This is a genomic window from Pseudomonas sp. NPDC087817 (assembly GCF_044742875.1).
GTDB lineage: Bacteria > Pseudomonadota > Gammaproteobacteria > Pseudomonadales > Pseudomonadaceae > Aquipseudomonas.
In genome coordinates, this window is sequence record NZ_JBIUVJ010000029.1 from 4,109 (window position 1) to 29,738 (window position 25,630).

Consider the following 25,630-nt stretch of genomic DNA (forward strand, 5'->3'; position numbering starts at 1 on the left):
TCACTGTGCAAACCGGCGCCGGCGTTAAAGCCAGTGTTGTCGACAGTGCTTATGAAGCGGCAGGTGCAACCATTGGCAGTGCCAATGACGCGTTTGGCGCCGAGCTGATTCTCAAAGTGGTCGCCCCCAGCGACGCCGAGCTGACGCTGATCAAGCGCGGTACGGTGCTGGTTGGCATGCTCAACCCGTTCAACAACGAAACCATCGCCAAAATGGCCGAGTGCGGGATTACCGCGTTTGCCCTGGAAGCGGCGCCGCGCACCTCGCGGGCGCAGAGTCTCGATGTGTTGTCGTCGCAGGCGAACATTGCCGGCTATAAGGCTGTGTTGCTGGCCGCGCACCACTATCCGCGCTTCATGCCGATGCTGATGACCGCTGCGGGCACCGTGAAAGCGGCGCGCGTGCTGATTCTTGGCGCGGGCGTGGCCGGGTTGCAGGCGATTGCCACGGCGAAACGTCTGGGTGCGGTTATCGAAGCGTCTGACGTCCGCCCGGCCGTGAAGGAACAGATCGAATCCCTCGGTGCCAAGTTCGTCGACGTGCCTTACGAGACCGATGAAGAGCGCGAATGCGCCGTCGGTGTCGGCGGTTACGCGCGTCCGATGCCAGCGAGCTGGATGCAGCGTCAGGCCCAGGCTGTGCACGAACGCGCCAAACAGGCCGACATCGTCATCACCACCGCACTGATTCCGGGTCGCAAGGCACCAACACTGTTGAGCGCGGAAACCGTGGCACAGATGAAGCCAGGTTCGGTGGTCATCGACCTCGCGGCCGCTCAGGGCGGCAACTGCCCGCTGACCGTGGCCGATCAAGTAGTGATCGAGAACGGCGTAACCATCGTCGGCCCGACCAACCTGGCCGGTGAAGTCGCTGCAGACGCCTCGGCGCTGTACGCCCGCAACCTGCTGGACTTCCTCAAGCTGGTGTTCACCAAAGAAGGCCAGTTCGACGTCAACCTCGAAGACGACATCGTCGCCGCGTGCCTGATGTGCCGCGACGGCCAAGTCATCCGCAAAAACGCCTAAGCAGGGATTCAGACGATGGAAGAGCTTATCTCCCCCGGTATCTACAACCTGATCATCTTCGTGCTGGCGATTTATGTCGGTTACCACGTGGTCTGGAACGTTACACCTGCGCTGCACACACCCTTGATGGCAGTGACCAACGCGATTTCCGCAATCGTGATCGTCGGCGCCATGCTGGCCGCTGCGCTGACCGTCACGCCGCTGGGCAAGACCATGGGCACCCTCGCCGTGGCGCTGGCTGCGGTCAACGTGTTCGGTGGCTTCCTGGTCACCCGCCGCATGCTTGAGATGTTCAAGAAGAAAGCCCCGAAAGTAAAAGAAGAGGCGCCGAAGTAATGAGCATGAATCTCGTCACGACGCTCTACCTGATCGCGTCGATCTGCTTCATCCAGGCCCTCAAAGGCCTGTCGCACCCGACCACTTCTCGGCGCGGCAACCTGTTCGGCATGCTCGGAATGGCATTGGCCATCCTCACCACCGTCGGCCTCATCTATAAGTTGGGTGCTGAGCTGGCGACTGCGGGTATCGGTTATGTGATCGTCGGCCTGCTGATCGGCGGCACCGCTGGTTCGATCATGGCCAAGCGCGTTGAAATGACCAAGATGCCGGAACTGGTTGCCTTCATGCACAGCATGATTGGTCTGGCTGCGGTGTTCATTGCCATTGCTGCGGTAGTCGAGCCGCAATCGCTGGGCATCGTCAAACAACTGGGCGATTCGATCCCGGCGGGCAACCGATTGGAGCTGTTCCTCGGTGCCGCGATCGGTGCAATCACCTTCTCCGGTTCGGTGATTGCGTTCGGCAAGCTGTCGGGCAAGTACAAGTTCCGCCTGTTCCAGGGCGCACCAGTACAGTTTGCCGGTCAGCACAAGTTGAATGCAGTGCTGGGCCTGGCAACGCTGGCACTCGGCCTGACCTTCATGTTCACTGGCAACCTCACCGCGTTCGCGCTGATGCTGGCGCTGGCGTTCGTAATGGGCGTGCTGATCATCATCCCGATCGGCGGTGCCGACATGCCGGTGGTGGTGTCGATGCTCAACAGCTATTCAGGCTGGGCGGCGGCGGGTATCGGCTTCTCGCTGAACAACTCGATGCTGATCATTGCCGGCTCGCTGGTGGGTTCGAGCGGTGCGATCCTCTCGTACATCATGTGCAAGGCGATGAACCGTTCCTTCTTTAATGTACTGCTCGGCGGCTTCGGCAATACGGCCGATGCTGGCCCGGCCGGTGCGAAAGAAGCGCGTCCGGTGAAATCCGGTTCGGCTGACGACGCAACCTTCCTGCTGACCAACGCCGACACCGTGATCATTGTCCCGGGCTACGGTCTGGCGGTGGCCCGCGCACAGCATGCCTTGAAGGAGCTGACCGAAAAGCTGACCCACCGTGGCGTGACCGTGAAGTACGCGATCCACCCGGTGGCCGGTCGCATGCCTGGTCACATGAACGTATTGCTCGCCGAGGCCGAAGTGCCTTACGACCAGGTGTTCGAGATGGAAGACATCAACTCCGAGTTCGGCCAGGCCGACGTGGTGCTGGTGCTCGGCGCCAACGACGTGGTCAACCCGGCCGCCAAGAACGATCCGAAATCGCCGATTGCCGGCATGCCGATTCTCGAAGCGTTCAAGGCCAAGACCATCATCGTCAACAAGCGCTCGATGGCCAGCGGCTATGCCGGTCTGGACAACGAACTGTTCTACCTGGACAAGACCATGATGGTGTTCGGCGACGCGAAAAAAGTCATTGAAGACATGGTCAAAGCGGTCGAGTAATCCATCGCCGCTGTACCGAACGCCCCGACTTGTCGGGGCGTTTTCGTTTACGCAAAGCGTCGGACAATTTGCCGCGTTGTTGCGGATCCGGTAACGGTGTTTTACTTCAAACCCGCTAAATAGACGCCTCGTTTGCGACCTTGGTAGCGGGACAGGCGCCCGTCAAATTCACTAGACTGCGCATCCTGCTACTCGCTTCCCGAGAAAATAATCCATGTACCGTGACCGTATTCGCCTGCCTTCGTTGTTGGATAAAGTGATGAGCGCCGCCGACGCCGCCGCTCTGATTGAAGACGGCATGACCGTCGGCATGAGCGGTTTCACCCGCGCCGGCGAAGCCAAGGCTGTCCCTCACGCACTGGCCGAGCGAGCCAAGGTCACGCCGCTGAAGATCAGCCTGATGACCGGCGCCAGCCTAGGCAACGATCTCGACAAGCAACTGACCGAGGCCGGCGTGCTGTCGCGGCGCATGCCGTTTCAAGTCGACAGCACCTTGCGCAAGGCGATCAACGCCGGCGAAGTGATGTTCATCGACCAGCACCTGTCGGAAACCGTCGAGCAACTGCGCAACCAGCAACTGAAGTTGCCGGACATTGCCGTCATCGAAGCCGTGGCTATTACCGAACAGGGTCACATCGTACCGACCACTTCGGTGGGCAACTCGGCGAGCTTCGCGATTTTCGCCAAACAGGTGATCGTCGAGATCAACCTGGCGCACAACGCCAACCTCGAAGGCCTGCACGACATCTATATCCCGACGTATCGTCCGACGCGCACGCCGATCCCACTGGTAAAAGTCGACGACCGTATCGGTAGCACCGCGATTCCGATTCCGCCGGAGAAGATTGTCGCCATTGTTATCACTCAGCAGACGGATTCGCCGTCCACTGTATCGACGCCGGATGTCGACACCAACGCCATCGCCGAACATCTGATCACCTTCTTCAAGCAGGAAGTAGACGCCGGGCGCATGACCAACAAGCTTGGCCCGTTGCAGGCAGGCATCGGCAACATCGCCAACGCGGTAATGTGCGGCCTGATTGATTCGCCATTCGAAGACCTGACCATGTACTCCGAAGTGCTGCAGGACTCGACCTTCGACCTGATCGATGCGGGCAAGCTGAGCTTTGCTTCAGGCAGCTCGATCACACTGTCGGAGCGCCGTAACAGCGACGTGTTCGGCAACCTGGAGAGGTACAAGGACAAACTGGTCCTGCGTCCGCAGGAAATCTCTAACCACCCGGAAGTGGTGCGCCGGCTGGGCATCATCGGCATCAACACGGCGTTGGAGTTCGACATCTACGGCAACGTCAACTCTACCCACGTCTGCGGCACGCGGATGATGAACGGTATCGGTGGTTCCGGCGACTTCGCCCGTAACGCGCACCTGGCGGTGTTCGTGACCAAATCGATCGCCAAGGGCGGCGCGATTTCCAGCGTGGTGCCGATGGTCAGCCATGTCGACCACACCGAGCATGATGTCGACATTCTGGTGACCGAAGTGGGGCTGGCCGATCTGCGCGGTCTGGCGCCACGCGAACGCGCTCGGGTGATTATTGACAACTGTGTGCACCCGGACTTCCGCCAGGCGCTGAACGATTACTTCACGGCGGCCTGTGCAATAGGTGGTCACACCCCGCACATCCTGCGCGAAGCATTGAGCTGGCACATCAATCTGGAAGAAACCGGACGCATGCTGACGGTGTAATTCGCACAGATAAACCGCTGACGCAAACACAGTTTTCGTCAGCGGGATGTTGCAATCCGCGCGCGCTGTCAAAAACTGTACTGCTGTACCGGTCTTTTCCTACAGTAAATACCTACCTTATTCATCGAATCGAGCAAAAACGCACCACTTAAGTGCAGACAGGTACAGTTTGCTCAATTTTGACCCGTACACCCCCTATAAACAGTTAACTGGTCACTCACAATACAGTTGAACTGTATCTAGAGAGACTGGCCAAACGAGAGGATCATGGGCACCAGTCAAACCACTACCTGATCCCGCCACAAGCGGAAGGATGTCAACCATGGAACGTACACTCAGTTCCGAGCTGTTTTTCGAAGACAAAGCTGTAAAATCCCAGGCTTCCCTGCCTTTGCGCGTTATCGCCAACCTGATGTTGTGGCAGCGCCGCATCTCCAGCCGCCATCAACTGGCTCGTCTGGATTCGCGTCTGCTGGCTGACGCCGGTATCAGCGAAGCACAACGCTACGAAGAGCTGAGCAAGCCGTTCTGGCGCTAAGTAGCGTCGCTGGCTCTGGTCGTTAGACCCACCGCCAGCAACCCGAATTGAACAAACAAAACCCGTCGTGGGAAACCACGACGGGTTTTGTCGTTTAGGTGCTGGGGAAACCACCCGTACAGGTGTGTGCGCCCCGGACAGGTACAGTTTTACAAAACTAACATCTGAACCAGTACAATTTAACGTCGGTGTATCTGCCCGACAATCTGTTCCAAGTTCAACATGACCTTCCGCCTTCTCTGGCTAAGGGAATACGTCATGAATGACTTACAGGATGTTTCAGTAATTCCACTCCAGGCCACTCACCGTCCCAACGCTCTGCGACGCCTGCTACGCGGCCTCTGGCAAGGCCTGGAGCGCGCCAGAACAAGGCGTCTGTTGGCCCAACTCAACGGTCGGGATCTGGCGGACCTCGGCCTCAGCCATGCCGATCGGCTGAATGAAATGGAGAAACCGTTCTGGCGCTAGCATTCTGCCCCCTGTGCGAACCGCGTTCACGGGCCTAATATCCACGCAGAACGTGGCGAATGATGCGCAACTGGCGTCTGACTCCTCAGATACCGAGCCACCTCTCAAAACGGTTTATCCACAGGAGTTACATCATGTCCCGTCTTCGTCTGCTCAGCGCTGCCGCCCTGCTGGCCGTGGCTGCCAACGCCAGCGCCTCCAGCTTCATCGTCACCACCGACGCCGTTGTCGGCGCCCTGAAGTCCTCGTCCGACGCCACTTCCGATGTCACTTCGTCCTTTCGCGACGACAAGATCGTCCTTGCCGCCCGTGACGACGCTGCCAGCTTCGTCGCCAGCGAAGGCGAAATCCGTGGGGTGAAACTGGAAAGCGCGCTGGATCACATCCGCCATCAGGCGCCACAGTTGCAAGCCACTGACGCCCAACTGGCTCAGGCCATCCTGACGATCTGAACGATCGCAGCACTGCGGGACACGCCGGGCGTGTCCCGATGTTTCGGCGCTGGCTCTGGCCCGGGCGTTGCGCTAGCCTTGGGACTCGCTAACCGTTAACGAGTCTTATGCGTTTTCTTCAAAATCTGCTTATCCCTTCCGTACTGTTAACTGCTGGCTGGATGACGTCGGCCAATGCCTTTGATGTCTCCACGCAAAACACCGTGGTGAGCGTTTGGGCGACCGGCATGGTGTCTTCCGCGCCGTTCGACCGTAAACTGCTGCTCGCCGCTCACGATGATGCGGCGATGTTTGTTGCCAGTGATGGAGAACTGCGAGGCGCTCGACTGGAATCCGCACTGCATTACTTGCGCAAAACCCGGCCGAAACTTCATGTCAGCGACCTTGAACTGGCACAGGCAATTCTCGTCCAATAGCTAACCCAGTCCCTGATCAACCTTGTCCCTCCGGAGTCGTTCCATGCGTAGCCCGCTGATTGCTGCCGCCCTTGGCCTGTTTTTGTTGGCCGACGTGGCCCAGGCGCACACCCTGGTAGCCACCAGTAACATCATCGTCCGTGCCTCCCAGCGCACCATCGATTTCACATCCGACACGACTACGTCGATCCGCGACTCGAAAATCATCCGCGAAGCCCACGACGACGCTGCCAGTTTCGTCGCCAGCAACGGTGATATCCGTGGCGCGCACCTGGAAGCCGCGCTCAACACCTTGCGCACTCGCGTGCCGGAAGCACGCGACGCCAGTGATCAGGTGCTCGCCGAAGCCATCCTCGCACTGTGAAGTCACTCGGCGCCTGGCTGCTGGCCGGGGCGTTGTTGCTGCTTGGCAACAGCGCCCACGCCGGCCTGCAATTACGGCTCAAGACCGAGGGTCTGACGCCCGCCCAACAACAGGCCAGCCAGGCGCTGATCGATGAAGCCATGCAGAAATTGCCGCCAGGCTTCATCGAGCGGCTGGATCGGCGCATCGACGTTGGCTGGACCGACGACATGCCCGCCAATGCCTATGGCCAGGCGACGCTTGTCTCTGAACTCGATCTGAACCGCAAACTGCTCGCCAGCCTCACCGACGGCAGTGCAGCCAAAGAAAAAACCAATCGCCCCCACGGCACTGTGCGCCAGGAAATGCTCGCCACGGTGCTGCATGAAATCACCCACATTTATGATCGTGCGCGCCTGTGGCCGAGTGCCGAACGCACTTTGATACAGCGCTGCACCCGGCGCTTCAACAGCGCCGGGCTGATCGGTATTCCGGATGAGTGCCGTGGCCAGAACGGCCGGCGCTTTACCCTCAGCGATGATCCGCGCCTGCTGGACTTGGCCGGTTGGCAGCAATACGTCGGCCGCCGCGGCGAGCGTGAGCAGCACAACCGGCAAATCGCCCGCAGCCCGGATCTGTACGAAATCTCCAGCCCCAAGGAATTCGTCGCGGTCAACATGGAGTATTTCCTCCTCGACCCGAGTTACGCCTGTCGCCGCCCGGCCTTGTACAGCTATTACAAGGATCACTTCGGTTGGGCACCGCCGGCCAAAGACACCTGCGCGAAGACCTTTGCTTTCCTCAATGCCGGCAACGATTTCGCCAAACAGCCGCTCGGCCAGGTGGATCCAGAACGTGTCTACGCCGTCGATTACCTGCTGGCCGAAGCCAATCAGAATTGGGTCAGCCGTTGGGGCCACAGCATGCTGCGTCTGGTGATCTGCGCGCCGGGACGGCCGCGTGGCCCGGATTGCCGGCTCGACCTGGATCAGCATCTGGTGCTGTCGTATCGCGCCTTCGTTGGTGATGTGCAGCTCTCCAGCTGGGACGGACTGGTGGGCAAGTACCCGTCGCGATTGTTCGTCCTGCCACTGGCGCAAGTGATCGACGAGTACACCAAGACCGAACTGCGCAGCCTCGCCTCGGTGCCGTTGAATCTGTCGCGCAGCGAGATCGAGGGCGTGGTTGAACACGCCGCCGAAATGCACTGGAGCTACGACGGCAACTACTTCTTCCTGTCCAACAACTGCGCGGTGGAAGGCTTGAAACTATTGCGTAGCGGTAGCAATAACGCGCAGCTCACCGGTCTGGACAGCATCATGCCCAACGGTTTGCTCGAAGTGCTCAAGGGCCGAGGTCTGGCCGATACCAGCGTGCTGGATGACCCGAAAGAGGCGCTGCGTCTGGGTTACCGCTTCGATTCGTTCCGCGATCGCTATCAGGCGATGTTCGATGTGTTGAAGAAGCAATTACCCATCAAACAGAACACCGTTGAGGAATGGCTTTCGCTGACCGCTGAAGAACGCCGCGAGTGGTTCGAGCGCGCCGACCTGCGCACCAGCGCCGCGTTGCTGCTGCTGGAACAGGCGAGCTATCGCCGCCAATTGCTGCTGGCACAGGACGAGGTCAAACAGCGTTACCTCGGCGCGCGCGAGCTGGAAAACGGCGGAATGGACAAGGCCAACGCGACCCTGCAAGAAATCCTCGCCAACAGCGGCTTCCTCAGCCGTCCGGCAGAACTGCTGGACTCCAAGGGCTACGGGTTGCCGCAGCCGAGCGAGTTCAGCCGACTGGAAGCGGAAAGCAGCCAGCGTCAAAAAAAGCTGCTGGCGCTGTCCGGTGATCTGGACACAGAGGTGCGTAAATTGCTGGAGCCAAAACGAGCCGCTGAGATTGCAGCCAGCGAGGAAAATGTGAAGCAGATCGGCGCGCACTTGCGCAAATTGCACAGAGCCTCTGGCGGACTGGAACTGCCCTGATCCTGAAGTTAACCCCCACACCTTTGTGGTGAGGGGATTTATCCCCGACCGGCTGCGCAGCAGTCGCAATCCCAACGAACACGGTATGCCTGGTCATCTGTGTTTGCCGGATTCGGGGCTGCTTCGCAGCCCATCGGGGATAAATCCCCTTACCACAGTTGATGGACCGCCAGTTAGATCAGACGATCAATTCAAAACCCCATCGAGAATTTCATAGACGATCCCGGTACCCACCGCGATCAGCACGATGTCGCCCCCAGCTCGGCGCCACTCGTAGCCTGGATACACCGGCAAACGTCCCAACGCCCGACCATCCAGACGCTCGCCGTAATAACCGTGAGGCAACGGCCGGCCACGCTCCAGATGAATCCCCGGCGGTGGTGGCGCACCGCGCACGAAGTAGCCGTGATTGTCGCGAATGGTCTGACGCACGGGGCCGAAGTCGCGTGGAGGCGGGCCGCCTCGGTGGTCGTTCTGCGGACCACGGTGGTCATTACCGCGATTGTCACCGCGATTATCGTAATGGCCCTGCTGCGGGCCGCCGTGGTCATGATCATCGCGCTGATCGGCGCTGGCCAGCAGCGGTGTCGCGCTGATCATCAGCACGCCCAGTCCGGCAATCAGACGTTTCGGCATTTTCATCGGGTTTTTCCTCACGGCACAAACAGCAAAAAGGGATTCAGAACGTGGTTCTGAATCCCTCGGTCTTGCTCAATTAGGCTGCGTTGTGAGGCGCTAATTCCTCTGTATCAGGAACTTTACCTTTAGCTGACGCGGGCCTTACGCACGCCTTCGGACAGGGCTGAGCAAAGGCTCAGTACGCCGTCGATAGCCTGATCCGGCGTGGTCGCATTGGCGATGTGATCGATCAACGCCGAACCCACGACAACACCATCGGCCAAGCGCGCGATAGCGGCCGCTTGTTCCGGGGTACGGATGCCGAAACCGATGCTGATTGGCAGGTCGGTATGGCGGCGCAGACGGGTGACCGCTTCTTCGACGTGTTCCAGCGTTGCCGCACCGGCGCCGGTCACACCGGCCACCGAAACGTAGTAAACAAAACCGGAACTGCCGTTGAGCACTTTCGGCAGACGTGCATCGTCGGTGGTCGGCGTGGTCAGGCGGATGAAGTCCAGACCAGCGGCCTGCGCCGGATCGCACAGCTCGGCGTTGTGTTCAGGCGGCATGTCGACCACGATCAGACCGTCGACGCCTGCCTCTTTGGCTTCAGCGATGAAGCGCTCGACGCCAAACTTGTGAATCGGGTTGAAGTAGCCCATCAGCACCAGCGGCGTATCACTGTTGCCCTCACGGAACTCGCGAACCATTTGCAGGGTTTTCAGCAGATTCTGCTTGGCGCCCAACGCACGAATGTTCGCCAGTTGAATCGCCGGGCCATCGGCCATCGGATCGGTGAACGGCATGCCCAGCTCGATTACGTCAGCGCCGGCCTTGGGCAAGCCTTTGAGGATCGCCAGCGAGGTGTCGTAATCCGGATCGCCAGCCGTGACAAAGGTCACCAGTGCGGCGCGGTTCTGTTGCTTGAGTTCGGCAAAACGGGTTTGCAGGCGGCTCATCAGTGTTTCTCCTGCTTCGACTGTTCCATGTGGTGCATCACGGTCTGCATGTCTTTGTCGCCACGGCCCGACAGGTTGACCACCATCAGGTGATCCTTCGGCAGCTTCGGTGCGCGTTTGAACACTTCGGCCAAGGCGTGGGCGCTTTCCAGTGCAGGAATGATCCCTTCCAGACGGCAGCACTTGTGGAACGCCTCGAGGGCTTCGTCGTCGGTCACCGAGGTGTACTGGACGCGGCCGATGTCATGCAACCATGCGTGTTCCGGGCCAATCCCCGGATAGTCGAGGCCGGCGGAGATCGAGTGGGCGTCGATGATCTGGCCGTCGTCGTCCTGCAACAGGAAAGTGCGGTTGCCGTGCAACACACCCGGAACGCCGCCATTGAGGCTGGCGGCGTGCTTGCCGGTTTCGATGCCGTAGCCGGCCGCCTCAACACCGATGATCTCGACGCCCTTGTCGTCGAGGAACGGATGGAACAGGCCCATGGCGTTGGAACCGCCGCCGATGCATGCCACCAGGCTGTCCGGCAGCCGACCTTCCTGTGCTTGCAACTGGTCACGGGTTTCCTTGCCGATCACGGCCTGGAAGTCGCGCACCATGGCTGGATACGGGTGCGGGCCGGCCACGGTGCCGATCAGGTAGAACGTGCTGTCGACGTTAGTCACCCAGTCACGCAACGCTTCGTTCATCGCGTCTTTCAGCGTGCCGGTACCGGCAACCACCGGAATCACTTCGGCACCCAGCAGTTTCATGCGGAACACGTTGGCCTGTTGGCGTTCGATGTCGGTAGTGCCCATGTAGATCACGCAGTCCAGACCGAAACGTGCGGCTACGGTGGCCGTCGCCACGCCGTGCATGCCGGCGCCGGTCTCGGCGATGATGCGTTTCTTGCCCATGCGCCGCGCCAGCAGGATCTGGCCGATGCAGTTGTTGATCTTGTGCGCGCCGGTGTGATTGAGCTCTTCGCGCTTGAGGTAGATCTTGGCGCCGCCGCAGAACTCGGTCAGACGCTCGGCGAAGTACAGCGGACTCGGACGTCCGACGTAGTCGCGCTGGAAGTAGGCCAATTCTTCTTTGAAAGCCGGATCTTCCTTCGCCGCTTCGTATTCGCGGGCCAGATCGAGGATCAACGGCATCAGGGTTTCAGCAACGTAGCGGCCACCGAACGAGCCGAACAGGCCGTTATCGTCCGGGCCGTTACGCAGATCGGAGGTGTTCGAAGTCTGGGTCATGGGTTGCTCCAGGTGAATTCGGGTCAGAAGACAATGACGACCACTCTACCCCTGACCTTCTATGCTGAAAACCGATAAGATCGCTGCAACCTGTCAGGAAAACTCACAGATACCATGAGCCACGACCTCCCCCCGCTGAACGCCTTGCGCGCCTTCGAAGCCACTGCCCGACTTAACAGCGTCAGTCAGGCCGCCGAACAGCTGCACGTCACCCACGGTGCGGTCAGTCGGCAGCTCAAGGTATTGGAAGAACACCTTGGCGTCAGTCTGTTCATCAAGGATGGCCGCGGCCTGAAACTCACAGATGCGGGTGTACGGTTGCGCGATGCCAGCGGTGAGGCGTTTGATCGGTTACGCAGCGTTTGCGCGGAATTGACTAAAGACACAGCCGATGCGCCGTTCGTGCTCGGTTGCTCTGGAAGCTTGCTGGCCCGCTGGTTTATTCCGCGCCTGGGACGGCTGAATGCCGAGCTTCCGGACTTGCGCTTGCATCTGTCGGCCGGGGAAGGTGATCTCGACCCCAGGCGCCCGGGGCTGGATGCCTTGCTGCTGTTCGCCGAGCCGCCATGGCCCGCGGACATGCAGGTTTATGAGTTGGCCGCAGAACGCATCGGCCCGGTCATGAGTCCGCTGTTCAGCGGCTATCAACGCCTGAAAAGTGCACCCGCCTCGGCGCTGCTCAATGAGCCGTTGCTGCACACCACCTCGCGCCCACAAGCCTGGCCAAGCTGGGCACAGCAAAACCAACTCGACGCGAAAGCGTTGAAGTCGGGACAAGGTTTCGAGCATTTGTATTATTTGCTGGAAGCAGCTGTGGCCGGTCTTGGCGTAGCCATCGCGCCGGAGCCGTTGGTGACTGAAGATTTGAAGGCCGGTCGCCTGGTTGCGCCGTGGGGCTTCTGTGAAACCCCGGCGCAACTGGCGTTGTGGCTACCCAAGCGCGCCGCTGACGGGCGCGCCCGGCAACTGGCGCAATGGCTCAAGAATGAGCTGCGCCAGCCGGATCACTCGCCGCGCTTGAACAGCAAGTAAGCCGCGAGCAGACCGATTGCGCCCACTGCAACACCGGCGGTGGTCCAAGGATGTTCCTGAGCGTAATCGCGAGTAGCGATCCCGGTCTCACGGGTTTTCACTTTGACTTCTTCATAGGCATCGCTGAGCAGGTGACGCGAATGTTTCAGCGCACTTTCGGCATTGCTTTTCAGCGCCTTGAGGGTCTTGCGCGACTCGTCCGAAGCGTCGTCCTTCAGGCTTTCCAACGACTTGAGCAGACTCTCGATCTCCGCTTCCATGCTTTGCAATGAGGCTTTACGTAAAGAGGTGTTGGCCATGGTGGCTCTCCTGCATTGGTGATGAGTGGCGTGTGTTGGTTGGGACTTCAGCGGTTTGAGAAAGTGCAGAAAATCTGAACTTCGTCTGCGCAAGACCGCCGAAATCAACAGAGCAATTCACTGCTAGTCTCAATTCCACCCATCAAGGAGAACGCCATGAGTGACCATCACACGTACAAGAAAGTCGAACTGGTCGGTTCGTCTGCCACCAGCATCGAAGACGCCATCAACAATGCGTTGGCCGAAGCCAACAAGAGCATCAAGCACCTGGAATGGTTTGAAGTGACCGAGACCCGCGGCCACATCAAGGACGGTAAAGCGGCGCACTTTCAGGTCACCCTGAAAGTCGGGTTCCGGATTGCCAGTAGCTGAGTTTGGTCTACGCTTCTGAACTTGCGCGCTGGCCGAGTGCCATAGGAATGGCAAAGCGCTACAGGGTGAGCGCATCGGGTGGATGACCCGATGCCCGCCTCTTTTAATCCGACCAGGGAGTGCGACCGATGAAGAAGTTCATGTTGGCAGTAGGTTTGTTGAGCCTTGCGGGTGGTGCGTTTGCTGCCGGCAAGCCTTGTGAAGAGCTGAAAAGCGAGATTGCGGCGAAGCTGGATGCCAAGGGCGTTTCCGGGTATTCGCTGGAGATCGTCGACAAAGGCGCCAATGGCGGCAAAGTCGTCGGCACCTGTGAAGGCGGCACCAAGGAAATCGTCTACAAGCGCGGTTGATCGCGACTGAAATGCAAAAGCCGACGCGAAGGCGTCGGCTTTTTTGTGTCCGGGATTTGGGATGTTCGGTGGGTTTGAAATCGAACCCCCTCACCCCAGCCCTCTGCCCCAAGGGGTAGAGGGGAAAGGGAGCCGATCGGAGTTGTTCAGATCCTGAGTTCGACTCGATATTTCAGGTCGATGTCGAGCGCAAGAACACCTTGGTCAGTCCCCTCTCCCTCCGGGAGAGGGTTAGTGAGGGCGCTTTTCAGCCTTTCATGACCTGCGCCAGCAATTCATAGGAATGCAGGCGATCAGCATGCTCATACAGATCACAGGTAAATATCAGCTCATCCGCCTGCGTCTGCTCGACCAGCACCTCCAGCTTCGCGCGGATCTTCTGCGGGCTGCCGACCATCGCCAGACCGAGAAAATCACCCACCGCCTCACGCTCATGGGGCAGCCACAAGCCGTCCATGGTTTTCACCGGCGGACGTTGCACCAGACTCTGCCCACGCATCAGCGCGAGAATGCGCTGGTACACCGAGGTCGCCAGGTAATCGGCTTGCTCATCGGTATCAGCCGCCACCAAAGGCACCCCGAGCATCACATACGGCTTGTCGAGCACCGCCGACGGCTTGAAGTGGTTGCGATAGACCCGAATCGCCTCGTGCATGAAACGCGGTGCGAAATGCGAGGCGAAGGCGTAGGGCAAGCCACGTTCGCCAGCCAGTTGCGCACTGAACAAACTGGAACCGAGCAGCCAGATCGGCACATTGGTACCCGTGCCCGGCATCGCGATAACGCGTTGATCCGGCGTGCGCGGGCCGAGGAACCGCGCAAGTTCGGCGACATCTTCGGGGAAATCATCGGCACTGCCGGAACGTTCGCGGCGCAGGGCGCGGGCGGTCATCTGATCGGAGCCCGGCGCGCGGCCCAAGCCGAGGTCGATACGGCCTGGATAAAGGCTTTCGAGAGTACCGAACTGCTCGGCGATCACCAGCGGCGCGTGGTTGGGCAGCATCACGCCACCCGAGCCGACGCGAATGGTCGAGGTGCCGCCAGCCAGATAACCCAGCAGCACCGAGGTCGCGGAGCTGGCGATGCCGTCCATGTTGTGGTGTTCAGCCACCCAGAACCGCGTGTAACCAAGCTTCTCGACATGCTGCGCCAGATCCAGCGAGTTGCGCAGCGACTGCGCCGGGCTGCCATTCTCGCGCACGGGCACCAGATCAAGGGTAGAAAACTTTACGTCGGACAGTTGCTTCATAAACCTGCGTCTCCGAGTGAGGAGGCAGGCTTTTCTTGCGAACGAAAACCTGCCGAATCCATATGCGTGTTTTGTGCAATGAGGGCATATACCCGAGTTTCAATAGCAGTGATGAAATTTCCTACTAAAAAAGTCAACGATTCAGATGAGCTGAACTTTGTCCCGGCGTCTATCCTCAGAAGCCTTGCAAGCTAAAACCACGTCGGCGCGGCGGTCCGCGCCAGATTTTGAGGAGGCAGACATGGCTATCGTGAAGAAAGCATCCGCACATTGGGAAGGTGATCTGAAAAGCGGCATCGGCTCGATTTCCACCGAGACCGGTATCCTCAGAGAAGCACCCTACGGCTTCAAGGCCCGTTTCGAAGGCGGCAAGGGCACCAACCCGGAAGAATTGATCGGTGCAGCGCACGCCGGTTGTTTTTCCATGGCGTTCTCGATGATTCTCGGCGATGCAGGCCTGACCGCCGACAGCATCGACACCAACGCTGAAGTCACCCTCGACCAAGTGGACGGTGGCTTCGCGATCACTGCGGTGAAGCTGATCCTCAAGGCAAAAATCCCGGGGGCTACGCAGGCTCAGTTTGAAGAGTTAAGCAACAAGGCGAAGGAAGGATGCCCGGTGTCCAAGGTGCTGAATGCGAAGATCACCCTTGAGGCTTCGTTGATCAGTTGATTCGACGCGGTCCAGTAGCAGCAACGTAAGCCCTGTTGGAGCTGGCTTGCCAGCGATTGCGGTGTGCCCGGCGACCTCAATGGTTGAGGTGCCGACGTCATCGCTGGCAAGCCAGACTCCCACCGGGATTTCAGAGCACCTGATATTTCGTTAACACCGCAGCACAACTTGTGAGCGAAGTCAGAACTCGCTTTCTGAAAGTGTGGTCGAATACATGACCGCAGCTTCAGCGCACGCCCGTGCGCGCTGCCTCAAGGAGCTACATTGATGAAACGTATTGGCTTGGCGATCCTCTGCAGTGCACTGGCCACTTCGGTAATTGCAGCCCCTAAAGACTGCGAAGAACTCAGGAAAGAGATCGAAATCAAGATCCAGGCTAAAGCCGTGCCGTCCTACACACTGGAAATCGTCACCAAGGAAGAAGCCGCGAAACATGACATCGCCATGGTTGTCGGTTCTTGCGAGAACGGCAGTAAAGCAATCGTCTATCAAAAGAACAACGACTGATATTGCTCAGGGCACGCAGTTGATCTGCCGTTCCTCGGCAACGATCTGACCTTGCCGATTGATCAGCCGGGCGCTTGGCGTAAAGGCCAGCGACCGCGCTTCGAGCCGGTAACGCTGACCGGCCTCGAAATGGTCGTAGCGAACAGTCATGTAACACAGCCGCTCCTGCGGATCGGTGTCCATCCCCTGGCCACCACCGAAAATCTCGAAATCAAAGCGCACCGTCAACTCGTGACTGCCCGGCGCAACCTGGAAAAACCGGCCATCCTGCAGGCGCACATTGTCCAGCCGTTCGGCCATCAGCACCTTGCCGCCAGGTGAGGGCATGGCAAAGTCGACCCAGGCCTTGCCGGGGTCAGCCGCCGGCACGGGTGTCTGGCAGCCGGCCAGCACACTTGCAGCAAGCAACAACGTCAACCTGCGCATGATCAATGTCCCTTGAAATGGACATCCAGCATAACGCCGATCAGGTTTTCTGACAGCCCGCCGGAATGCCCTGACCCACGACGTTGCGCTGCTCGTCATAGAGCTTGGCCCAAGGGCGGAATCCGATACTGCCGGCCTGCAACTGATAACGCTGACCGGCGTTGAAATCTTTGAATTTCACACTCAACTGGCAATCGCGCCAGAGGGGTTCGGCGTCCGGACCGATGTTGGTGGCCTCCACGGGGAACTGGTAACGCACCTTCAGTTCATGACTGCCGGGCTGCACCTCGAAGTAACGTTTATCGACGGCAGTCTTGCTGTCGACTTGCAGCGCTTGCAGCGCCGTGTCCTGTTGCCGGGCATTGAGATCGATCCAGGCTTGCGAAGGGTCTGGATCGGGCATTCCGAATCCGGCACAACCGGCCAGCGTCAGCAGGCTTCCTGTCAGTATCAACATGCGCATAGCGAAGCTCCAATGGGCGGGATAGTCTTGCGGGCAGACTTTCCAGAGGTTTCTTATTTTGATCAGGCCGCTTCCAAGCCATGGGTTACTTGATCGCGTTTTTCGGATTTTGTTTCCGGGTGTGATGCTTTTGTTGCTCAACGGTTGTTCCAGCGTCAGCTATTACAGCCAGTTGGCCAGCGGTCAGTTGCAACTGCTGCGGGCGCGCGAACCAGTGACCAAGGTGATTGCCGATCCGAGCCGCGATGCAAAATTGCGTACGCACCTGGCTCAGTCGCAGAAGGCCCGCGCGTTTGCCAGCGAACAGCTGCACCTGCCGGACAACCAGAGCTATCGCCTGTACGCCGACATCGGCCGGCCATTTGTGGTGTGGAATGTGTTCGCCACTGCGGAGTTTTCCCTGAGCCCGCAAAACCATTGCTTCCCGATTGCCGGGTGCGTGGCTTATCGCGGCTACTACAGCCAGAGCGCGGCGCGGGGTGAAGCGGCGATTCAGCGGTTGCAGGGCATGGACGTGTCGATTGGCGGCGTCGAGGCCTATTCGACGCTGGGCTGGTTCAACGACCCGATTCTCAATTCAATGATGGGCTGGGGCGATGAGCGTCTGGCCACACTGATCTTTCATGAGCTGGCCCATCAGCGTTTTTATGTGAAGGACGACACCGAGTTCAACGAATCCTTTGCCACGTTTGTCGAGCAGGAAGGCACGCGGCAGTGGCGGGCGTTTCGCGGATTGCCGGCAGATAACGATTCAAAGCTCAAGCAGCGCGATCAATTCATCGAGTTGGTGCTGGAAACACGTTCACGATTGGAAAAACTCTACGCCCAGCCGTTGCCCATTGAGCAGATGCGCGAACGCAAAGCGGCGCAGTTCGAGCGGTTTCGCCGGGATTATCGGCTGATGCGTGACACTCAGTGGGCCGGGGACAAGCGTTATGACGCCTGGGTCAATGCGCCGCTGAACAATGCACGGTTGTTGCCATTCGGGCTGTATGACCAGTGGGTGCCGGCGTTTGCGGCATTGTTCGGGCAGGTTGGCGGAGATTGGCTGCGGTTTTTTGCCGAGGTGGAGAGACTGGGGAAATTACCCACGGATGCGCGCAAGTCGGCGTTAAAGGATTTGGCAGACTCTCGGCCCCTTAGTGGCTGAATTGACCTCATCGCTGGCAAGCCAGCTCCCACAGGGACAGCGGTGAACCTGAGTACACCGCTCACCTGTGGGAGTTGGCTTGCCAGCGATGGCGTACTGATCAGCGCTGCAAAAACGCCTGATGCAACTCGGCCAATGTCTCGAAGTGATAAGCCGGCGCCTCGGCGTTCAACTCTTCAAAACTGCCAAATCCGTAACCCACCGCCGCCGCGTCGAGCCCATTGCTGCGCGCCCCGATCAGGTCATGCTTGCGATCGCCGATCATCAAGGTATTGGCAGGATCCAGCCCTTCCTCCTTCACCAGATGCGCGATCAACTCAACCTTGTTGGTCCGCGTGCCATCCAGTTCACTGCCGTAGATCACCTTGAAGTGTTTGGCAAAGTCGAAGTGCCGGGCAATCTCGCGGGCGAATATCCAAGGTTTTGACGTCGCGATATACAGCTGCCGCCCTTGCCCGCTCAACGTTTCAAGCAACGGCGTGACGCCTTCGAACACGCGGTTCTCGTACAGCCCCGTAACCTTGAAGCGCTCACGATAGAAATTCACGGCTTCCCATGCTTTGGCCTCGTCAAAGCCGTAAAACTGCATGAACGCCTGCAACAGCGGCGGGCCGATAAAGTGTTCGAGTCTGGTCAGGTCCGGCTCGTCGATACCAAGTTTGCCAAGGGCGAACTGGATGGAACGGGTGATGCCCTCACGCGGGTCGGTCAGGGTGCCATCGAGGTCAAACAGTACGGTCTGGTAATGCATGAGAAATCCTGAGCAGGTGTAAGTCGATTCAGATCTGGTCGTAGCCTTCGGCCAGGTGCAGATCCTTGAGCTTCACGTAGTTCGCCGCACTGTAGGTGAAGAAGGCGTTTTCCTTGTCGGTCAGCGGGCGGACCTGCTTCACCGGGCTGCCGACATACAGGAAACCGCTTTGCAGGCGCTTGCCCGGCGGCACCAGGCTGCCGGCGCCGATGATCACATCGTCCTCGACCACCGCGCCGTCCATGACGATGCTGCCCATGCCGATCAACACGCGGCTGCCGACGGTGCAGCCATGCAGCATGACTTTGTGGGCGATGGTCACGTCGTCGCCGATCAGCAGCGGGAAGCCGTCCGGGTTGAACGGGCCAGCGTGGGTGATGTGCAACACGCAGCCGTCCTGCACACTGGTGCGCGCGCCGATGCGGATGCGGTGCATGTCGCCACGGATCACGGTCAGCGGCCAGACCGAGCTGTCTTCGCCGATTTCGACGTCGCCGATCACCACCGCCGAGCCGTCGACAAACGCGCCTTTGCTTAACTGCGGGGTGTGATTCTGGTATTTGCGAAGGGGCACGATTAGTTCTCTCTCTGTCGCCGATAGCTGCGGTGAGTGTCGATTGTAATTAAGATGGGCGCATGTTTCTTCCAGCCAAGGTGCCAACCGTGAGCGTGAACAACCCTCTTTTGCAGTCCTACGACCTGCCGCCGTTCTCCACGATCCGTGCCGAACACGTCCTGCCAGCGATTGAAACCATCCTCGCCGACAACCGCGCCGCCATCGCCGAAATCCTCAAGAGCCAAGGCCAGAACCCGACCTGGGCCGGTCTGGTGTTGGCAATGGACGAGCTCAATGATCGCCTCGGCGCCGCGTGGAGCCCGGTCAGCCACCTCAACGCCGTGTGCAACAGCGCCGAACTGCGCGAAGCCTACGAGTCGTGCCTGCCGGCCCTGAGCGCCTACTCCACCGAGATGGGGCAGAACCGCGAACTGTTCCAGGCCTATGAAGCTCTGGCCAACAGCCCGGAAGCCGCCGGTTTCGACGTGGCGCAAAAGACTATTCTGGAACACGCCCTGCGTGACTTCCGCCTGTCGGGTATCGACCTGCCGGAGGCCGAACAGAAACGCTACGCCGAAGTGCAAAGCAAACTGTCCGAGCTGGGCAGCCGCTTCTCCAACCAACTGCTCGACGCCACTCAGGCGTGGACCAAGCATGTCAGCGACGAAGCCGCCCTCGCCGGCCTGACCGATTCGGCCAAAGCGCAAATGGCTGCCGCCGCGCAGGCCAAAGGCCTTGATGGCTGGCTGATCACCCTGGAATTCCCGAGCTACTACGCGGTGATGACCTACGCGCAAGACCGTGCGCTGCGTGAAGAAGTCTACGCGGCCTACTGCACCCGAGCGTCGGATCAAGGCCCGAACGCCGGCCAGAATGACAATGGCCCGGTGATGGAAGAGATCCTCGACCTGCGTCAGGAACTGGCCAGGCTGCTGGGTTTCGCCAGTTTCTCCGAACTGAGCCTGGCCACGAAAATGGCCGAATCCAGCGATCAGGTGCTGAGCTTCCTGCGCGATCTGGCCAAGCGCAGCAAGCCGTTCGCCGCGCAGGATCTGCAACAGCTGCGCGCCTACGCCGCCGAGCAGGGCTGCGCCGATCTGCAAAGCTGGGACAGCGGTTTCTACGGTGAAAAGCTGCGTGAACAGCGCTACAGCGTTGCCCAGGAAACCCTGCGCGCCTACTTCCCGATCGACAAGGTTCTCGGCGGTCTGTTCGCCATCGTTCAGCGTCTGTACGGCATCGAAATCGCCGAGCAGAAAGGCTTCGACACCTGGCACCCGGACGTTCGCCTGTTCGAGATCAAGGAAAACGGCCAGCACGTCGGCCGCTTTTTCTTCGACTTGTATGCCCGCGCCAACAAGCGTGGCGGCGCGTGGATGGATGGCGCCCGCGACCGCCGCCGCACTATCGACGGTGTTCTGCAAAGCCCGGTGGCCAACCTGGTGTGCAACTTCACCCCGGCCGACAGCGGCAAACCTGCGCTGCTGACCCACGATGAAGTGACCACCCTGTTCCACGAATTCGGTCATGGCCTGCATCACCTGCTGACCCGCGTCGAACATGCCGGCGTATCCGGCATCAACGGCGTGGCGTGGGATGCTGTCGAGCTGCCGAGTCAGTTCATGGAAAACTGGTGCTGGGAGCCGGAAGGTCTCGCACTGATTTCCGGGCATTACGAAACCGGTGAACCACTGCCGCAGGACCTGCTGGAAAAAATGCTCGCGGCGAAGAACTTCCAGTCCGGCCTGATGATGGTCCGTCAACTGGAATTCTCGCTGTTCGACTTCGAACTGCACGCCACCCACGGCGATGGCCGCAGCGTTGCACAAGTGCTGGAGGGCGTGCGTGACGAAGTTTCGGTGATGCGTCCGCCGGCCTACAACCGCTTCCCCAACAGCTTCGCGCACATCTTCGCCGGCGGTTACGCGGCGGGCTACTACAGCTACAAGTGGGCTGAAGTGCTGTCGGCCGATGCTTTCTCGAAGTTCGAAGAAGACGGTGTACTCAACGCTGAAACCGGTCGCGCGTTCCGCGAAGCGATTCTGGCGCGCGGCGGTTCGCAGGCGCCGATGGTGCTGTTCGTCGACTTCCGTGGCCGTGAGCCGTCGATTGACGCACTCTTGCGCCATAGCGGCCTGAGTGAGGACGCAGCAGCATGAGTGAGGGGCCTGTGATTACCAAGAAGCGCTTTATCGCCGGGGCGGTCTGCCCGGCGTGCAGCGAGCCGGACAAGTTGATGATGTGGAACGAAGACAGCGTGCCGCACCGCGAATGCGTGGCGTGCGGTTACTCCGACACACTCAACGAGCAAGGCCTGTCGGTACCCAAAGAACTGGGCACGCGGGTCAACACCAGCGCGCTCAAGCCGCCGCAGGACAAGACAGTCCAGGCGGTGCAGTTCTTCCCCAATCCGAAGCTTACAAAAAAGCCTGACGAGCAACACTGAGTCGCAACCACCTTCCAGCGTTTGCCGGTGGAAGGTGGTAACTATCTACCGCCCTTCCCCCGCGCTTCCTGCCTAGGCTGACCCTTCTCAGCCACGCCTCAAGGAAGACGCCATGCCCGATACCAATCCGCTGCTACAGCACTGGACCCTGCCACCGTGGTCGGCGATACGCGCCGAGCATCTGGTCCCGGCGATCAACGTGATCGTTGCCGAAAACCGCCAGGTCATTGCCCAAGTGATCGCCAGCCAGACCGAGCATCCGGGCTGGGACGATCTGGTGTTGGCCGTCGATGAGGCCGATGCGCGTCTGGATGAAGCCATGGCCATCATCGAAATTCTTTCGACGGTCAAACCCGACGATGTCGACTGGCTCAGGGAAAGCGCGCTGTGCAGTCTGACCGCAGCTCAGTACACCGCTGAAAAAAACACGGATGCGGCGCTGTACCGTACCTATCAACGGCTGGCGAACAGCTCGGTCGCCGCGAGCTTCGATGATCCGCGCAAAGCTTCGCTGGCGAAAATCCTGGGCAAGTTCCGCTTGTCCGGCATCGAACTGCAGCCTGCACAGCAGCAAAGGCTCGCTCGTCTGAACCGCGATATCCGCCAGCTGGAGCAGTTGTTTCAAAGCAATCTGGAGCTGGCCAACACCGCATGGAGCATGCACATCGACGACGTCACGCAGCTCGAAGGCCTGTCACCGGCGGTGCTGGCGCGCATGGCACTCAATGCCCGCCAGGCGGGACTTGAAGGCTGGCTGCTCACGCTGGATCAGAACACCTTTCGGTCGCTCATGACCCACGCGCACAACCGCCCGCTGCGGGAGGCCTATTTCACCGCGTGGATGAACCGGGCGTCCGACCGTGGCCCTCAGGCGAATGAACTGAATAACACTCCAGTCCTGACGGTGTTACTCGCATTGCGCCAGGAGAAAGCCGAATTGCTGGGCTTCGAAAATTTCGTGCAATTGCGCCTCGAAAATCGCATGGCCACTTCGCCCAAACAGGTGGGTGATTTTTTGCGCGAGCAAATGGCCACGAATCGACCGGCCCTGCAGCGCGATGCCAAAGCCCTGCTAGCCTTCGCACGCACTCGGGGCATTGCCGATATACAGGCGTGGGATGAAGATTTTCTCGCCGAGCAATTACGCCTTGAGCAATTAAACGGCGCGCTGAAAGGCTTGCGACAGTATTTCCCGCTGGAAGGCACGTTGCGTCGACTCTGTCGGTTCAGTGAACGCCTGTTTGGCATCTCCATTGTCGAGCAAACCACCCTCAACCACTGGGACGAAACGGTACGGCTTCTGGAGATCAGCGAATATGAACAAGTGATCGGGCATATCTACGTGGATCCCTTTCATCGTGAAGACGCTGCCGATTACGCCTTCACCTCAGCCCTGCGCATTCGCCGGATCAACGCCGAGGGACGCCCTGCGCTGCCGATTGCTCACCTGTACTGCAACTTCACCCCTGTCACCGAAGATTATCCGTGCCTGCTTTCCAGCGAAAATCTGCGCGTGCTGTTCCACGAATTCGGGCACTGCTTGCAGCATGTGTTGACGCGCTCGCCCCATCGCAACCTGTCGGGGATTTCCCAGCTGGGGCGCGATACCGCCGAATTCGCCGGGCAGCTGTTTGAACACTGGTGCCTGTCAGGCGAATTTCTGCTGTGGCTGGGAGCTCATTACCAGAGCGGCGAACGCCTGACAGAACAACGCATTAACACCGCGCTGACGGCCATTGGCGCCCACACCAGCCGGGCCACCGGCGTGTTGCTGATGAGTGCGTTACTTGATCTGGAGTTGCACCGCAGCCATGGCGATGGCCGCAGCATCGAGCAGGTGTTCGAGGACGTGCAGGGCGAATTTCCAGAACTGCGACTGTCCGGTTACCACCGTTTTGCCAATGGTTTTGACTACCTGGTGACCGGTTACGAGGCGTCGGTATACGCCTACAAATGGTCTGGCGTGCTGGCCAGCGAAGTATTCACGCGGTTTCAGCGCGATGGCGTGTTCGACCCGCAAACCGGTCGGGATTTTCGCGAGGCATTTTTTTCCCCCGGCGACTCACGCTCGATGCTGAGCGCGCTTGCAGCGTTTCTCGGCCGGCCGGTCAACCCGGGACTGTTGGCGTCCCCGATCGATTGAACCGACCGTTCATTTCAGATTGACCGACTGGAACCAGCTCTTCATCGAGCAGGTCGCGAACGCACTGGTGCTGCAATCGCCGTTGGCCAGTGCGCTGCGCAACTTGTCGACATCCGCTTGCATCACGTAGCGCACGCTGTCGCGAAAGTGGCCGCTCTCGCCGAAACCACCTTGAGTCATTTCGCTCAAGGCGTCCTCTTTGCTCCAGCCCTGCACCACCACGCGATACATCGCCGCCATCAATCCGGTCCGGTCGGAACCGTGCTTGCAATGCATCAGCACCGGACCCTTGGCCTCGCCGGCCTGGATGGCGCGCAGGGTCTTGAGCACATCGCTGTCATCGACGTGGTTGGTGCGATACGGCAGTTGCACCTGATTGATGCCCGGCTCGGACAGCCAGTTGCTGTCCGCTTCCGGCAGAAAATTGATCACCGTGGCCACCTTGAGATTCTTCAGCAGCGGCACGGCACCGTCGTCGGGCAAGGCACTGCGGTAAAGCGTCGGCGACATCTGGAACAGGTTGTATTGCACTTCGACCGGTTGCGCCCAATCAGCGGGGCGAGCGGTGTTTGCCGCGACAGCCTGAGCCGGGATCAAGTGCAACAGGGCAACAAGCGACAAACACAAAGCTGGGAAAAGACGCACTCGAGACATGCTGGGTTGACCGTGTCGGGATTCTGCAAGAGAGGAGTTGCAGCTTCGATGATGGCCGGTCAAAGCCCTGTGAGGCGGTTGTCAAAGAATTGTGAACGCACATCGTTTCATCGGTTTCAGCGGCTGATTTCAGTCTTTTTTCCGCTTAATCGATTCATCCGGATGCTTAGGCTGCTACCATTTGTCACATCTTGTTGCAGACGTGTACCCCTTTTCCGGGTCATCACCGGTCACGTCGCAACGAAAATTCTTGAGCCGTTCGCAGAAACGGCTGACAACCATCAATGCCTGATGAGGTGCCCCCCATGTCTGATGCAGATCGAGACAACCCGCGGCGTGAGTTTTTGCGCAAATCCCTGACCCTGATTCCGGTGGTCACCCTCGCAGGCACCAGCCTCGGCAGCAGCGTCCTGCAAGCCGCGCCTGAAGCCACTCCCGCCGCGCCTGCGCCACAACCGACACGCACTGATACCAGCGCTTATCAGCCGAACTATTTCACCGCCGAAGAATGGGCATTCATCAATGCCGCCGTGGCGCAGTTGATCCCCAACGACGCCCAGGGCCCAGGCGCGCTCGAAGCCGGTGTGCCGGAATACATCGACCGTCAGATGAACACCCCCTACGCCGCCGGAGCCCTGTGGTACATGCAAGGCCCGTTCAACGCCGACGCAGCGCCCGAAATGGGCTGGCAGAGCAAACTGGTGCCCAAAGAGATCTACCGCCTCGGCATCGCCGCCACGGATCAGTGGGCAAAATCCCTCAACGGTAAAACATTTGCCGAGCAAGACAGCGCTACCCGAGACGATTTGCTTAAGCAACTCGAAGCCGGCAAAGCGCAATTTGACGCCGTTCCGGCGAAGATTTTCTTCAACCTGCTGCTGCAAAACACCAAGGAAGGGTTCTTCTGCGACCCGATCCACGGCGGCAATAAAGGCATGGTCGGCTGGACCATGATCGGTTTCCCCGGCGCCCGCGCCGATTTCATGGATTGGGTGGAACGCAACGAGCAATACCCCTTCCCGGCTGTTTCGATTCGCGGCGAGAGGGCTTGA

At 59.6% G+C, this 25,630-nt stretch carries 30 protein-coding genes; 20 read left to right on the forward strand and 10 right to left on the reverse strand.

Translation table 11 applies throughout. The annotated features are described in order from the left end of the window. From ACIONG_RS18275 to ACIONG_RS18320, 10 genes are all read left to right on the forward strand, one after another. Window positions 1-1,025 (forward strand): NAD(P) transhydrogenase subunit alpha (locus tag ACIONG_RS18275; RefSeq protein ID WP_401301692.1); only part of this gene is annotated, 1,025 nt, incomplete at its 5' end. A 15-nt stretch (window positions 1,026-1,040) separates the two neighbouring features. Continuing rightward, window positions 1,041-1,361 (forward strand): NAD(P) transhydrogenase subunit alpha, encoded by a 321-nt coding sequence (locus ACIONG_RS18280; RefSeq protein WP_003187417.1) that lies wholly within the window; start codon window positions 1,041-1,043, stop codon window positions 1,359-1,361. Then, window positions 1,361-2,794: an NAD(P)(+) transhydrogenase (Re/Si-specific) subunit beta gene (locus tag ACIONG_RS18285; RefSeq protein WP_103306483.1), complete on the forward strand. Its 1,434-nt coding sequence runs from the start codon at window positions 1,361-1,363 to the stop codon at window positions 2,792-2,794. The genes ACIONG_RS18280 and ACIONG_RS18285 overlap by 1 nt, the downstream gene beginning before the upstream one ends. 214 nt (window positions 2,795-3,008) lie before the next feature. After that, window positions 3,009-4,502, forward strand: coding sequence for an acetyl-CoA hydrolase/transferase family protein (locus ACIONG_RS18290; protein ID WP_103306482.1), 1,494 nt, complete (start codon window positions 3,009-3,011; stop codon window positions 4,500-4,502). Window positions 4,503-4,824: 322 nt separating this feature from the next. Continuing rightward, window positions 4,825-5,040 carry a DUF1127 domain-containing protein gene (locus ACIONG_RS18295; RefSeq protein WP_103306481.1) on the forward strand — a complete coding sequence of 72 codons (216 nt, stop codon included), beginning with the start codon at window positions 4,825-4,827 and terminating at the stop codon, window positions 5,038-5,040. A gap of 258 nt (window positions 5,041-5,298) precedes the next feature. Continuing rightward, the gene (locus ACIONG_RS18300) at window positions 5,299-5,508 is read left to right on the forward strand and encodes a DUF1127 domain-containing protein (protein WP_401301696.1); all 210 of its coding nucleotides are present in this window, start codon (window positions 5,299-5,301) and stop codon (window positions 5,506-5,508) included. Between the two features lie 134 nt (window positions 5,509-5,642). Next, complete coding sequence (locus tag ACIONG_RS18305) at window positions 5,643-5,960, forward strand: DUF2388 domain-containing protein (RefSeq protein WP_103306479.1); 318 nt, start codon at window positions 5,643-5,645, stop codon at window positions 5,958-5,960. A gap of 107 nt (window positions 5,961-6,067) precedes the next feature. After that, window positions 6,068-6,376 carry a DUF2388 domain-containing protein gene (locus tag ACIONG_RS18310; RefSeq protein ID WP_213027148.1) on the forward strand — a complete coding sequence of 103 codons (309 nt, stop codon included), beginning with the start codon at window positions 6,068-6,070 and terminating at the stop codon, window positions 6,374-6,376. Window positions 6,377-6,419: 43 nt separating this feature from the next. Continuing rightward, window positions 6,420-6,740 (forward strand): DUF2388 domain-containing protein, encoded by a 321-nt coding sequence (locus ACIONG_RS18315; RefSeq protein WP_034152281.1) that lies wholly within the window; start codon window positions 6,420-6,422, stop codon window positions 6,738-6,740. Beyond that, window positions 6,737-8,698 (forward strand): DUF4105 domain-containing protein, encoded by a 1,962-nt coding sequence (locus ACIONG_RS18320; RefSeq protein ID WP_401301700.1) that lies wholly within the window; start codon window positions 6,737-6,739, stop codon window positions 8,696-8,698. The genes ACIONG_RS18315 and ACIONG_RS18320 overlap by 4 nt, the downstream gene beginning before the upstream one ends. Window positions 8,699-8,884: 186 nt before the next feature. On the opposite strand, the gene ACIONG_RS18325 is transcribed toward ACIONG_RS18320, so the two are convergent. From ACIONG_RS18325 to trpB, 3 genes are all read right to left on the reverse strand, one after another. Then, complete coding sequence (locus tag ACIONG_RS18325; RefSeq protein WP_315448794.1) at window positions 8,885-9,340, reverse strand: anti-virulence regulator CigR family protein; 456 nt, start codon at window positions 9,338-9,340, stop codon at window positions 8,885-8,887. A 122-nt stretch (window positions 9,341-9,462) separates the two neighbouring features. Next, a complete protein-coding gene (gene trpA / locus ACIONG_RS18330; RefSeq protein ID WP_103306475.1) occupies window positions 9,463-10,275 on the reverse strand; it encodes a tryptophan synthase subunit alpha in 813 nt (270 codons plus the stop codon). Continuing rightward, window positions 10,275-11,507 (reverse strand): tryptophan synthase subunit beta, encoded by a 1,233-nt coding sequence (gene trpB / locus ACIONG_RS18335; protein ID WP_103306474.1) that lies wholly within the window; start codon window positions 11,505-11,507, stop codon window positions 10,275-10,277. Before trpB ends, trpA begins: the two co-directional genes overlap by 1 nt. Before the next feature lie 114 nt (window positions 11,508-11,621). Between trpB and ACIONG_RS18340 the strand changes: the two genes are divergently transcribed. Continuing rightward, window positions 11,622-12,539 carry a LysR family transcriptional regulator gene (locus ACIONG_RS18340; RefSeq protein ID WP_401301705.1) on the forward strand — a complete coding sequence of 306 codons (918 nt, stop codon included), beginning with the start codon at window positions 11,622-11,624 and terminating at the stop codon, window positions 12,537-12,539. Here the strand turns inward: ACIONG_RS18340 and ACIONG_RS18345 are convergent. Beyond that, window positions 12,512-12,838, reverse strand: a complete 327-nt coding sequence (locus ACIONG_RS18345) for a YqjD family protein (protein ID WP_007911686.1) — start codon at window positions 12,836-12,838, stop codon at window positions 12,512-12,514. The genes ACIONG_RS18340 and ACIONG_RS18345 overlap by 28 nt on opposite strands. A 156-nt stretch (window positions 12,839-12,994) precedes the next feature. Between ACIONG_RS18345 and ACIONG_RS18350 the strand changes: the two genes are divergently transcribed. Together ACIONG_RS18350 and ACIONG_RS18355 are read left to right on the forward strand one after the other, a co-directional pair. Next, a complete protein-coding gene (locus ACIONG_RS18350; protein ID WP_003187305.1) occupies window positions 12,995-13,210 on the forward strand; it encodes a dodecin in 216 nt (71 codons plus the stop codon). 128 nt (window positions 13,211-13,338) lie between these two features. Further along, entirely contained in the window at window positions 13,339-13,560 is a 222-nt protein-coding gene (locus tag ACIONG_RS18355; RefSeq protein ID WP_103306472.1) for a DUF1161 domain-containing protein, read from the forward strand. 247 nt (window positions 13,561-13,807) lie between these two features. Here the strand turns inward: ACIONG_RS18355 and ACIONG_RS18360 are convergent, their stop codons facing one another. Beyond that, window positions 13,808-14,809: an LLM class flavin-dependent oxidoreductase gene (locus ACIONG_RS18360; RefSeq protein ID WP_027610203.1), complete on the reverse strand. Its 1,002-nt coding sequence runs from the start codon at window positions 14,807-14,809 to the stop codon at window positions 13,808-13,810. Window positions 14,810-15,050: 241 nt separating this feature from the next. Between ACIONG_RS18360 and ACIONG_RS18365 the strand changes: the two genes are divergently transcribed. Both ACIONG_RS18365 and ACIONG_RS18370 read left to right on the forward strand, forming a co-directional pair. Further along, window positions 15,051-15,482 (forward strand): OsmC family protein, encoded by a 432-nt coding sequence (locus ACIONG_RS18365; protein WP_213027144.1) that lies wholly within the window; start codon window positions 15,051-15,053, stop codon window positions 15,480-15,482. Window positions 15,483-15,749: 267 nt separating this feature from the next. Further along, a complete protein-coding gene (locus tag ACIONG_RS18370; RefSeq protein ID WP_103306470.1) occupies window positions 15,750-15,989 on the forward strand; it encodes a DUF1161 domain-containing protein in 240 nt (79 codons plus the stop codon). 6 nt (window positions 15,990-15,995) lie between these two features. On the opposite strand, the gene ACIONG_RS18375 is transcribed toward ACIONG_RS18370, so the two are convergent. Both ACIONG_RS18375 and ACIONG_RS18380 read right to left on the reverse strand, forming a co-directional pair. After that, window positions 15,996-16,415, reverse strand: coding sequence for a hypothetical protein (locus ACIONG_RS18375; RefSeq protein WP_103306469.1), 420 nt, complete (start codon window positions 16,413-16,415; stop codon window positions 15,996-15,998). 40 nt (window positions 16,416-16,455) lie between these two features. Continuing rightward, window positions 16,456-16,878, reverse strand: coding sequence for a hypothetical protein (locus tag ACIONG_RS18380; RefSeq protein ID WP_103306468.1), 423 nt, complete (start codon window positions 16,876-16,878; stop codon window positions 16,456-16,458). A gap of 58 nt (window positions 16,879-16,936) precedes the next feature. Here ACIONG_RS18380 and ACIONG_RS18385 point away from each other — a divergent pair, with 58 nt between their 5' ends. Next, entirely contained in the window at window positions 16,937-18,028 is a 1,092-nt protein-coding gene (locus ACIONG_RS18385) for an aminopeptidase (RefSeq protein ID WP_401301712.1), read from the forward strand. A gap of 100 nt (window positions 18,029-18,128) precedes the next feature. Here the strand turns inward: ACIONG_RS18385 and ACIONG_RS18390 are convergent, their stop codons facing one another. Further along, window positions 18,129-18,779, reverse strand: coding sequence for an HAD family hydrolase (locus ACIONG_RS18390; RefSeq protein ID WP_103306466.1), 651 nt, complete (start codon window positions 18,777-18,779; stop codon window positions 18,129-18,131). Between the two features lie 28 nt (window positions 18,780-18,807). Continuing rightward, complete coding sequence (locus ACIONG_RS18395; protein WP_103306465.1) at window positions 18,808-19,353, reverse strand: gamma carbonic anhydrase family protein; 546 nt, start codon at window positions 19,351-19,353, stop codon at window positions 18,808-18,810. A gap of 62 nt (window positions 19,354-19,415) precedes the next feature. On the opposite strand from ACIONG_RS18395, the gene prlC reads away from it, so the two are divergent. The 3 genes from prlC (at window position 19,416) to ACIONG_RS18410 (ending at window position 23,924) form a co-directional block, all read left to right on the forward strand. Beyond that, a complete protein-coding gene (gene prlC, locus ACIONG_RS18400; protein ID WP_401301717.1) occupies window positions 19,416-21,494 on the forward strand; it encodes an oligopeptidase A in 2,079 nt (692 codons plus the stop codon). Beyond that, a complete protein-coding gene (locus tag ACIONG_RS18405) occupies window positions 21,491-21,781 on the forward strand; it encodes a YheV family putative zinc ribbon protein (RefSeq protein ID WP_401301720.1) in 291 nt (96 codons plus the stop codon). Before prlC ends, ACIONG_RS18405 begins: the two co-directional genes overlap by 4 nt. Window positions 21,782-21,893: 112 nt before the next feature. Further along, complete coding sequence (locus ACIONG_RS18410) at window positions 21,894-23,924, forward strand: M3 family metallopeptidase (protein ID WP_401301723.1); 2,031 nt, start codon at window positions 21,894-21,896, stop codon at window positions 23,922-23,924. 9 nt (window positions 23,925-23,933) lie between these two features. Here ACIONG_RS18410 and ACIONG_RS18415 read toward each other — a convergent pair whose 3' ends face one another. Continuing rightward, window positions 23,934-24,578 (reverse strand): tyrosine-protein phosphatase, encoded by a 645-nt coding sequence (locus tag ACIONG_RS18415; RefSeq protein WP_213027136.1) that lies wholly within the window; start codon window positions 24,576-24,578, stop codon window positions 23,934-23,936. A 305-nt stretch (window positions 24,579-24,883) separates the two neighbouring features. Here ACIONG_RS18415 and ACIONG_RS18420 point away from each other — a divergent pair, with 305 nt between their 5' ends. Further along, window positions 24,884-25,630, forward strand: a complete 747-nt coding sequence (locus ACIONG_RS18420) for a gluconate 2-dehydrogenase subunit 3 family protein (RefSeq protein WP_401301726.1) — start codon at window positions 24,884-24,886, stop codon at window positions 25,628-25,630.